The organism is Bacteroidota bacterium (assembly GCA_018831055.1).
Taxonomy (GTDB): Bacteria; Bacteroidota; Bacteroidia; order Bacteroidales; family B18-G4; genus M55B132.
The window spans coordinates 1-10,709 of the sequence record JAHJRE010000135.1 but is presented as its reverse complement, the minus strand read 5'-3'; the positions used below and the strand labels follow the sequence as shown (position 1 = coordinate 10,709).

Genomic DNA, 10,709 nt, shown 5'->3' with positions numbered 1-10,709 from the left:
CTGAAACTGTTTCTGATGAGCCTGAAACTGTTTCTGATGAGCCTGAAACTGTTTCTGATGAGCCTGAAACTGTCTCTGATGAAGCTGAAACTGTCTCTGATGAACCTGAAACTGTCTCTGATGAAGCTGAAACTGTCTCTGATGAATCTGAACCGGAAGAGGTCAATGCAACAAACGATCCGGTTGATAACCTTGTAGCTGTATTACGTTCAAAGGAAGATTGGGAGCAGATCATGTGTGGAGTCGACCTGATGATCAAAAACCTTTTCCTGAAACCCTGTGACGGAAAACTTATCCTGGATCAGGAGGAAACCAAGGCTTATGCAAATTTCCTGATCCTGAAAACTTACATTTCTGAAGCGCTGAAAAAATAGGCTTAGTCAGAGAAAAACGAATTAAAGGCATCCTGGAAATAAAACTCGGGATGCCTTTCAATTTAATATCCAACTAACGCACAACAACAAATTTATGCATTAACTCATTGCCTTCCACAACCATAAGCAAATAATAAATGCCGGAAGAGAGATCATCAACACTGAAAGCAATACTATGTTTGCCCGTCATGAAGGATTCACGGGAGACTGTTCTAACAGGCTTCCCTTCTGGATCAATGACCATGAAATTAATCTGAGTTATGCTTTTTGTCTGGAATGTTACGTTTAATCTGTCAGCCACAGGATTCGGAAATATACTCTCCAAAACAATGTCCGGTTCTTCCCATCCCGCCGGCGACTGAACCGTTATGTAATCCGTTTTCACTTCCGACTGTGTGTTGCTGCCATCGGAAACGGTCAGTTTCACTGAATAAATTCCAGGAAGTGTATAGGCATATACCGGATTCCTTTCGGTTGCATCAACGGTGCCGTCGTTGTCGAAATCCCATTCCCAGGAGGTAAGCAAACCCAGCGACAAATCGGTAAATTGTATCTCTGAACCGGGATATACAAGGGTGGAGTCGGCCACAAAATCTGCTTCCATTCCATTTTCCCCGAGAATGGTAAAGGGCTTGGGAGTATAGGCAAGCAGCGTGTCGTCGTCGTCAACCAAAGTATATCTTATAAAGCAGTTATTTGTGGAAATTGTTTGTGGAACAGTCCACTGATAACGGCCCCCATTGGGAAAATCACCGGTTAAAACCGTGTAAGGCCCCTTTCTGCCTTGTAGTGAATACTCGATCTTAACCCCCGATGACGATGAGACGGGGACTGCCGAGATCCAGTCGATAAACTGGACGGATCCCTGCCGGAACACCTCATTGCCCCTGGGATAAACATATTTGATATAATGAAGGAAGACAGGTGAGTTCTCCTTATAGCATTTGATGCGGTTAATATCATTGGGCCAGTTGCCGACCTTTTCCACCAATGTAATGTCGGGATAACCGTTCCGGTCAACATCTCCGCCGGCGCGGAATGCGCCACAATCACCGTTGTTTGATGTAAGGGTGTTAAAAACTTCGGTCCAGGTTACGCTCAATGGATCGTCTGTTACGGTCCCTTTCCAGATCGTCAGGTTTGCTTCGCCAAAAGCTGCAATGTCCATGGTACCGTCACTGTTAAAATCACACAACTGGGTTTCCTGGTAATCACCGGATGCCGGAAGTGTTCCGGCCAGACTGATCCACTGGTTGCTTCCCGTATCAAATTTCCACACACTGATGCCTCCATTATCGTTCACATAAGATAGATCCTTGCCCCCATCCTTGTCAATATCATCCAGATCGGGACCGGTCACAGGAAAAGAGTATTGTGGCAAATTATAATCGGCATTGTAAAAATTCCCGTCGCCTGTTCCGAAAAAAGCGATTCCCGCATCATGGGTAACCACAAAATCAGCATTACCATCATTATTGATATCCCCGAAGACAAAACGCATATTGGAGTTACCTTCCATTATCCCGAAACTCTGTACCCAGGTACCGTCGCCCTGATTGAGATATACATGCAACCCGGATCCTGAGCCAAAACTATTGGAACCAATATCAAGATCTCCATCGTTGTCCACATCCGCAAAATCAGTCCCGAACATCCCCCAGTCTTCCCCGTTGGTCGCCAGTCCGTCATCCCAGGGCGTCCAATTGATCCCGGTACCATCACCCAGTGCAACCTCTATCAACTGATCCCCGAAATCAGTGGAAGAATATGCGTGGTGCATCCCGTAACCCACATCCCAATGGCCATCGTTATTGGCATCACCGATGGCAATGCCACCATAGCCAAAATAACCGTTCATCTGTAATGACCAGGAACCGGTTCCATTTCCGAAAAAAACCATTATACCATGAGTCCCCCAGCGTTCAGAGGGGGTACTGTGATCGCCTATGGTTAAAATGTCCACATAACCATCCTGGTTGATGTCGGCAAATTCCAGTTCCGTCTTTCCGCTTTCCCATTCCGGATTGTTCATGCCATTGGAGCTTTCAACATACTGAAAGGCGGGTTCCGGCTGGGCGAAAATCAGTAAACTGCATGTTAACTGTAATAAAACAATGCAATATTTCTTCATAACTCTCAACAAAATTAAATGTAACAGGATAAAAGTAGGGAATTCTTTAGAATTTACCCCATGAAAACTCATATAAAACTTTCTGACATTTTTATTGCATTTAATATACGTTATTCATAAATTTATAGCGTTCGGAATTAACTTTTTTACCAGACTTACGTAGAAGCCTATAATCCACCAAATCTTAAAATTACTTTCCGGACATATTTTCTGAGTAACATGCTTCGGCAATAGTTATAACAGCTTAGTTTTTGATTTTACCGGTAACAAACAAACTGTATTATGAGTGAAAAGAAAAAGCTCGGACTTATCGGGGCTATAGCCCTGATCGTATCCAGTCTTGCGGGCAGCGGTGTTATAGCGCTCCCCCAGCAACTGGCATACACGGGGTCTATCACCCTGGTTTCCTTTATCCTTGTAACCATAGGTGCGCTCTTCCTTACCCTTGTTTATGTAAGGGCAGGAAGCATTTTCGATGATCCCAGCCCTACGGCCCTGGCAACCTATGTGAACCCCATTCTGGGAGCCAAAAGCGGCTTCTTTTATGTTTATGGTAATCTGATTTCCAATGTATCGATTCTTATTGCAGGCTTAGGTTACCTGGAAATGTTCATGCCACAACTGGGTCACCCGATCATCCTGGGTATTACCGTGATCGCTCTGATCTGGGTGTTTATCGCCCTTTCCCTGAGAGGGGCAGGTATCATAACCAAAATCGTTTCTATCACAGTTACCCTGTTGCTGCTTTCTGTAATCATTACCGCTGTCGCAGGATGGCTGGACTTTGACTTAACACAGTTCAAAGACAACTGGAACGTAAGCGGTAAAGGCAGTGGCAGCGCCATCATGTCGGGCTTTGCCATCCTGATCTTCTCCTATGTCGGGGTGGAAAGCGTTGCAACAAACAATTCATACATAAGCAATCCCAAAAAGATCGTGCCCATCGCCACGATCATAGGCTTCATCATTGTAGCCATCATCTACATAGCTTCCACAACCGTAATCGAAGGTATGTTCACCGCTAAGGAAATCCAGGATGCACCAGCCTCTTTCGCTTTATCTATCGAAACAATCACCGGTTCTCATTACGCAGGAGAGATCGTTTCTCTCGTGATGGCTATAGCTTGCCTGGCCAGCTTCCTCGTATGGAACCTTTCTTCTGCCAGCGCTGCCAAAACCAGTGCCGATAACGGCTTCCTGCCAAAAGCATATTCCTATACCAATAAACATGGTATTAACAGCAAAGGATTGGTGATCAACGGTATTATTATGACAGTCATCGAGGTTATTTTAATGATGCTTGGAAGCAATGTTGCAGTAGCTTTCAACATTACTGTAACCCTGTCAGTGCTGCTTTTGCTTTTCCCCTACTTCTGGTCAGGAATAGCTTTGATCCGCAAAGAGATGGAAACCGGTACAAGCAAAATCAGTACCTGGATCATCGTTGCCATATCCTCCACCTTTATCATTTCGGCCTTCATGTCGGCCAATATGGATGAGCTATGGCTGGTGATCGTGCTGGTGATCATAATGCTGGCGGTTTACAGCCTCAGAATTAACGGATCTGCCAAAAAACAGAATAACAATTAATCTATAAATATCCAGGAAATGAAAATCACAAAACATCAATGGCCGGTACTTATCGTATCCGCTGAATTCAACGCACAAAACGACGAGGGATTCAGATTGTCGGAATTGATCGAAGAACTTGAGGAAGTGGAGGATTGCAGTGTCATTCCTTCCTTCACCTATGAAGATGCAACGGAGATCATCCATTCCAGGTCGGATATCGGCCTTGCCGTTATCGACTGGAACCTGCCCGAAGAAGATAAGCAGGAAGAGTCTACGGCAACCGATCTGATCAATTATATCCATGAGCGGAATCCCAATATGCCGGTGCTTCTTCTGGCCGACCGGCTGGAAACGGAGGATATTCCGCTGGAAGTACTCCAGAAGATCAGCGGTTACCTGTGGAAAACCGCCGATACGGTCGAATTTCTTGCCGGCCGCATCGAAATGCACCTGGAAAACTATATCCACAGCGTATATCCGTCATTTTTCGGAATGCTGGTTAAATATGCACAAAATTACAAGTATGCCTGGCATACACCCGGCCATATGGGAGGTGAAGGCTTCCTGAGAAGCCCTGCAGGAGTGGCGTTTCATAAGTTTTTCGGGGAAAATACCCTGCGCTCAGACCTTTCCATCTCCGTTCCCGAACTGGGATCGTTGCTTGATCACAGCGGTGTCACCGGCGAAGCGGAAAGAAACTCCGCCAGAGTCTTCGGTGCCGATTATACTTATTATGTCCTGAACGGCACATCCAACGTGAATCAGATCATCTGGAGAAGCCAGCTTGTGCGCGACAACATCGCCTTTGTCGACAGAAACTGCCATAAATCACTCAACTACGCCATGGTCATCACCGAAGCCATACCTATATATATGATACCCCGGCGAAATAAACGGGGCATCATCGGTCCGGTGAAACTTTCGGAGTTCTCCATTGAATCGGTCAGGAATAAATTAATGGCATCGAAACTTGTACCCGATTCGATGAAGAATCTCACACCCAAAATGTCGGCTCTGACCAATTCTACCTACGACGGGGTGTGCTATAACGTGATACGCATCAAGCAGCAACTTGCACTCAGCGTGGAAAACCTGCATTTCGACGAAGCCTGGTACGCCTATGCCCGCTTCCACCCTATCTACAAAAACCATTTCGGCATGGCCGATGATGACCTGAACAAGGAACATCCTCCGGTATTCGTGTCACACTCTACACACAAACTGCTTACGGCACTTTCCCAGGCATCTATGCTCCATATTCGCAACGGCAGCCATGTCGATATCAATCCCGATGAATTCAACGAATCATACATGATGCATGGCTCCACCTCTCCTCAATACAGCATGATCGCCTCCCTGGACGTGGCAACAAAAATGATGGAAGATAATGGTGATATCATGCTCAATGATACCATCACTGAAGCCATACACCTCAGGAAAAAGATGGTCAGCATCCTGAAAGACCTGCGCCAGAAAGATGAAAACGATTGGTTCTTCGGTATGTGGCAGCCCCGCCAGGTGGTGATCGATGGAAAAACCAAAAACTTCGAAGACGTTCCTGCCGAAGTACTCGCCGCTAATCAGGATGTCTGGGTTATGAACAAAAATAATCCATGGCACGGCTTCGAAGATATCGAAGACGACTACGCCATGCTTGATCCCATCAAACTCACGATCACAACCCCGGGTATTAACGATCATGGTGAAATGGCCGAAGAAGGCATACCGGCCTCATTGGTCACCAATTACCTGATCAACAAAGGGATAGTGTGTGAAAAGACAGACTATTACTCCTTCCTGATGCTGCACTCCCTCGGTACCACACGCGGAAAGCAGGGAACCCTCCTGGCAGAGCTCCTGAAATTCAAGGATCTTTATGACAGGAACGCGCCCCTGGCCGAAGTCTTCCCGGAAATGACCGCTGCATGGCCGAAGAAATACGGAAAAGTCGGTCTTAAGGAACACGCTAACGATGTGCATCGCTATTTCCGTGAACATAAAATGCTCGACCGCATGCAGGAAGCCTTCCAGGTGATCCCCGACCAGGCTATGAAACCGGCTGATGCCTATCACGAGGTTGTTAAAAAGAATGTCGAATTCGTTGAACTCGATAATATGATGGGACGTATCCCCGCAGTCATGATCGTACCCTATCCTCCGGGAATACCCATTATGATGGGAGGCGAGGTCATGAATGAAAAAGCCGCCCCCGTATTCCGCTACCTGAAAATGCGGCAGGATTTCGAAAACGCATTCCCGGGTTATGAAAGTGATATTCATGGTGTGGAACGCATGGAAAGAAACGGAAGGAAGTACTTCAGGACAATGTGTATTAAAAATACGTGAGTAAACTGAAGGGTGAAAGGGAGGGATGAATTAAGGTTGCAGGAAGCAGGAGGCAGGTTGCAAGAGGCAGGTTGCAAGTTGCAGGGAGCAAGTTGCAGGGAGCAAAGGGTAGGGAGCGAGGGGCAGGGTGCAGGTTAATGGTAAGTGAACCTGAAACCTGAAACCTGAAACCTGAAACCTGCAACCTGAAGCTTTCTATTTCAGGTATATATTAAAAATCGAAGTTAAACCAAATTTTTAAACATGTTCGTAGAAAAATACAAAAACTTTCAGCGCTTTGTCCGCAGCCAGATTCCGGCTACGGGAAAGAAGCCCATCACTGAAGAAGCTTTTGATCAGTTTATCGCCAACATCCTGGCCAATGACTCCCTGGATATTCCGGGAAGGATCTATTGCCGCGACGGATTTGCTTTTGTCAGGGAGCTCAACCGGCAAACATACCAGATCCTGGCATTTCAGATCAATTCATTCGGAGAGGGTGCTTTCGGGGACAAGATCGTGAAACTCTGCACCCCTTTAATGATGACGGTTAAAACCCACAGCACTCATTTCTATTCAGGACATACGCTGAAAGATACGAACCTGAGTTTTGAAGATCTGTACCTGGGCAAACAGTATTCAGGAAGCAAAGGGCCTATGTGTGACCGGGAAAAGATTTCAGGACACGTAAGAGACCTTTTCCTGAATAACCAGCTCAATGCCAGCTACCGCCATGGAATCATTTTCAAACTGATTCAAACCAACTTCATATGCCACCATGTGGCGGAAACACTCAGTTATGCATTGGGAGCGCTCGACCTGTTCTGGTACACCAAGAAAAGCAATGTGTACCTTGTATCAGGATCATACTACAACGAAAACCGCCACAAGCTGAAAATTGAGATCCTCGACAACTTCTCCTATGAAAGGATGAAGTGCTACTTTGATATCCCCAGCTACGTGAAGATTGAAAACAATAACCTTAATAAGTTCAGCGAACAATACAATCTTATGCACTGGGAAGTCCTGTACAAACGCGAAAGAGAAAATTTCTACCTGCCTGCCGGTTACCAGAAAATCAACAAAAAGAGATTCAACAAGGCAGCCAACGTAATTACCACACAACATATCGTTGAATACATCCTGAAAACATATTACAACAGGATGAACCCGCACATAGTCACCAATACCTTCCAGACCCTGGAATACCTTTCCAGAGCCATACTTGCCAGAATAGAAGGCCGGTCCGAAGAAGGCACCGATTTCCTGAAATATGCATCGTCATGCATGGGACATTACCCTGAAAGGGATCTCGATCGTATCTGGCAGAAACAGGATGAAAAATACCCGCTGTTTATCAGCGACTATATTCATTCGATGTTTTTCAGACCACCGGTGGTGTGAGTAAATCATGCCAGCCAGAATCAATGGAGAATAATTCCCGACACTCTGTTAACGAGGCCGGTAGAAGGCAGAATCACCGGATCTGCATCTATCAAAAAAATGTATCTTTAACCATTGTTTTCCGTATAAGCCAAAAAGCCAATCTACTGACATACCATGAAAAGCCATCAAAACCTTAAATGCCTGGCATTGTTCCTGGCAATCATCCTTACAATTGTTGTTGGATGCAAAAAAGAAAATGAGGATAAAAGTAATCCTGCACCCACTCCCATCAATTCATTTGGTGACATCGTAGCCGACCCTGCGTTTGACTGGAGCATGCAAAAGGATATCCAGGTAAACATAACAGCTAAAGATAATAACGACGGGCCATTGGTTAATGTCCGATTCGACATTTACACTGATGATCCTGAAAACGGAGGCATAAAAGTATTCAGCGGTTTCACAGGAACAGGCGGAACACTTCAAACCACGTTCCCCGCAGCCAGTTACCGAGAAAGCTTTGTGATTACCACCCGGTATATCGGACTGCCCAATATCATTGAAGTACCTGTCTCCAATGGCATCCTGGAATATACTTTTGGAGGGAAAAACAAGACTGCTTCCCTAAAAGGAACTGCCGGAGTGATGAACCCGGATTTCCTGTATCTCGGAACCTACAATTCCCTTGGCGTTCCCGATTACCTGGAGCCTGTCGGGGATGTCATCCCCCAGGATATGCTCGATGATATTAATGCCGCCCTGCCGGAATATTATTCCGTTCCGGTATATCATCCTGAATATCTTGCAGCTAACAATGAAACCAGTTATGTATTAATTGAAGATGCCGATGTATGGGTCACTTTTGTTCATGAAGGAGCAGGATATACCAATACACTGGGATTCTTCACTTACCCGGTTGGAAATCCGCCAGCCACGGTTAACGATATTCCCGATGTTACCATCATCCTTCCCAATGCTTCTTTTGATGGATCGGGAGGAGGACTGTTTTCCGGTGACAAGGTTTATATCGGACAATTCACTGCCAATACGGTTATTGCCTGGGTACTCATCGCCGATGGCTGGGACAACGGCCAGGTGACCTATGGAAGAAACATGCTTTACAGCGAACCTTATCTGAATCCTGAAACAGACCCTCAATACCAGCAGCATAACGTTCAGCTCTTCGACTCGGAACGGGGCGTCATCCTGAATGGTTTCGAAGATATTGAAAGACCCGGGGGTGACAATGATTTTAACGACCTGATATTCTATGTCACAGCAAACCCGATCACAGCCGCTGAAATAATTAACCTCCCGCCACTTGATCCCGGTGTCCCCGATGGTGACGGCGACGGCATTGATGACCCCTTCGACGATTATCCGACAGATCCTGAAAGAGCATTGAATCTATACTACCCGGGAGAAAACGAATACGGATCCCTTATCTTCGAGGATCTCTGGCCGGCAAAGGGCGACTACGACTTCAACGACCTGGTGCTGGACTGCAACTTCACCCAGGTGCTGAATTCAAGCAACGAAGTCAAAGATATCCTGGCGGAATTTAAAGTAAGGGCAGTTGGAGCCAGCTTCCGTAACGGCTTTGGGTTCATGATCAACACAACACCCGGAAATGTTGTTGGAATAACAGGACAGAATCTTCAGGAAAACCTGGTAACCGTGAATGCCAACGGCACTGAAACAGGACAAAACGAGGCTGTGGTAGTGGTGTTTGACAATGTTTTCAACACCTTTCCCCATAACTCCATACGATTTATCAATACCAAGGAAAACTCAGCCTATGAAAACCCGGCTGAACTCAGCCTTGCCTTAACCCTCACGGATCCGGTTGCACTGCAAACGATGGGCGCCCCGCCATATAACCCTTTCCTGATCATTAATCTCGACAGGGGCCGGGAGACACACCCGGCAGATTACCCGCCCACCGCCCTGGCCAACCTCTCATACTTTGGGACAGAAGACGATAACAGCATACCGGCATCAGGAAGATACTATAAAACAATTACCAACCTCCCCTGGTGCCTTTATGTACCCGAAGAGTTTGATTATCCCATTGAGACCCGCGATATCACCAGTGCACATCTTAAACTGGTCGACTGGGTAAACAGCGGAGGAACAGCCTATACCGACTGGTACCACGACGAACCGGGGTACAGGAATGCGCAAAATATCTACACACCGCAATAAATCCGATAAACCGCATAGAAGCAATAGCTTACTTTATTCAAAGTAAGCTATTGCTTTTTATAATAACAGCCGGCTTTAAAGTTACCCCCCCTTCCAGGTCAGCCCCACCATTCAAATTCCAGTTCCCTTGTTTTGTATTGCGAAAAAAACATTATCTTTGCAACCCGTTTGTATTACTCACACAAACCCACACACACACTGATTCACCCATACTCACACACTCACACACTCACACTCAACACTCAAACCCACACCCACACACTCACACTCACACCCACACTCACACTCATTCACCCATACTCCCACACTCACACTCACACCCACACTCACACTCGTTTCCGGGGTGTAGCGCAGCCTGGTTAGCGCGCTTGACTGGGGGTCAAGAGGTCGGGAGTTCAAATCTCCCCACTCCGACAAAACTAAAAAGGCTTATTGTTAAAGCAGTAAGCCTTTTTATATGTATTACACGTATATCATATATTCCGATCGTTTGTGCAGGTATTATGTAGGATCGACAAAGGATTTGGAAAGCCGTTTACTTAGGCATCAAAATAACCATACTAAGTCCACGAAGGGGAAAGGGCCTTGGAGGTTAGTTTTAAGTTTTTCTTTTCCTTCACGCTCAGAAGCGGTAAAAATGGAAATGAAAATAAAAAAAAGAGGCGCAAAAAGATTTATTGAAGATCAAAAGCAGTCTGGTTAGCGCGTCCCGCCTG

Annotated in this window: 7 protein-coding genes and 1 tRNA gene; 7 read left to right on the top strand and 1 reads right to left on the bottom strand. The window is 46.1% G+C overall.

The features are described from left to right. Positions 1-374, top strand: a 374-nt coding sequence (locus KKA81_08340) for a hypothetical protein (protein MBU2650929.1), incomplete at its 5' end; no start/stop codon positions are given. A 73-nt stretch (positions 375-447) separates the two neighbouring features. On the opposite strand, the gene KKA81_08335 is transcribed toward KKA81_08340, so the two are convergent. Further along, positions 448-2,505, bottom strand: a complete 2,058-nt coding sequence (locus KKA81_08335; GenBank protein MBU2650928.1) for a VCBS repeat-containing protein — start codon at positions 2,503-2,505, stop codon at positions 448-450. Between the two features lie 282 nt (positions 2,506-2,787). Here KKA81_08335 and KKA81_08330 point away from each other — a divergent pair, with 282 nt between their 5' ends. The 6 genes from KKA81_08330 to KKA81_08305 all read left to right on the top strand — a co-directional run bounded on the left by KKA81_08330 (position 2,788) and on the right by KKA81_08305 (position 10,696). After that, positions 2,788-4,095, top strand: a complete 1,308-nt coding sequence (locus KKA81_08330) for an amino acid permease (GenBank protein MBU2650927.1) — start codon at positions 2,788-2,790, stop codon at positions 4,093-4,095. 18 nt (positions 4,096-4,113) lie between these two features. Then, entirely contained in the window at positions 4,114-6,423 is a 2,310-nt protein-coding gene (locus KKA81_08325; GenBank protein MBU2650926.1) for a hypothetical protein, read from the top strand. A gap of 243 nt (positions 6,424-6,666) precedes the next feature. Beyond that, on the top strand, positions 6,667-7,806 hold the full coding sequence (locus KKA81_08320) for a hypothetical protein (protein ID MBU2650925.1): 1,140 nt from the start codon (positions 6,667-6,669) through the stop codon (positions 7,804-7,806). 156 nt (positions 7,807-7,962) lie between these two features. After that, on the top strand, positions 7,963-9,993 hold the full coding sequence (locus KKA81_08315) for an LruC domain-containing protein (protein ID MBU2650924.1): 2,031 nt from the start codon (positions 7,963-7,965) through the stop codon (positions 9,991-9,993). Between the two features lie 339 nt (positions 9,994-10,332). After that, positions 10,333-10,407: transfer RNA gene (locus KKA81_08310), tRNA-Pro, on the top strand. Positions 10,408-10,450: 43 nt separating this feature from the next. Then, positions 10,451-10,696, top strand: coding sequence for a GIY-YIG nuclease family protein (locus KKA81_08305; protein MBU2650923.1), 246 nt, complete (start codon positions 10,451-10,453; stop codon positions 10,694-10,696). Positions 10,697-10,709: the final 13 nt, after the last annotated feature.

Excerpts from the sequence above, each read along its gene's own strand:
- KKA81_08305 (MBU2650923.1), top strand. The coding sequence starts at position 10,451 with ATGTATTACACGTATATCATATATTCCGATCGTTTGTGCAGGTATTAT.
- KKA81_08335 (MBU2650928.1), bottom strand. The coding sequence starts at position 2,505 with ATGAAGAAATATTGCATTGTTTTATTACAGTTAACATGCAGTTTACTG.
- KKA81_08315 (MBU2650924.1), top strand. The coding sequence starts at position 7,963 with ATGAAAAGCCATCAAAACCTTAAATGCCTGGCATTGTTCCTGGCAATC.
- KKA81_08325 (MBU2650926.1), top strand. The coding sequence starts at position 4,114 with ATGAAAATCACAAAACATCAATGGCCGGTACTTATCGTATCCGCTGAA.
- KKA81_08320 (MBU2650925.1), top strand. The coding sequence starts at position 6,667 with ATGTTCGTAGAAAAATACAAAAACTTTCAGCGCTTTGTCCGCAGCCAG.
- KKA81_08330 (MBU2650927.1), top strand. The coding sequence starts at position 2,788 with ATGAGTGAAAAGAAAAAGCTCGGACTTATCGGGGCTATAGCCCTGATC.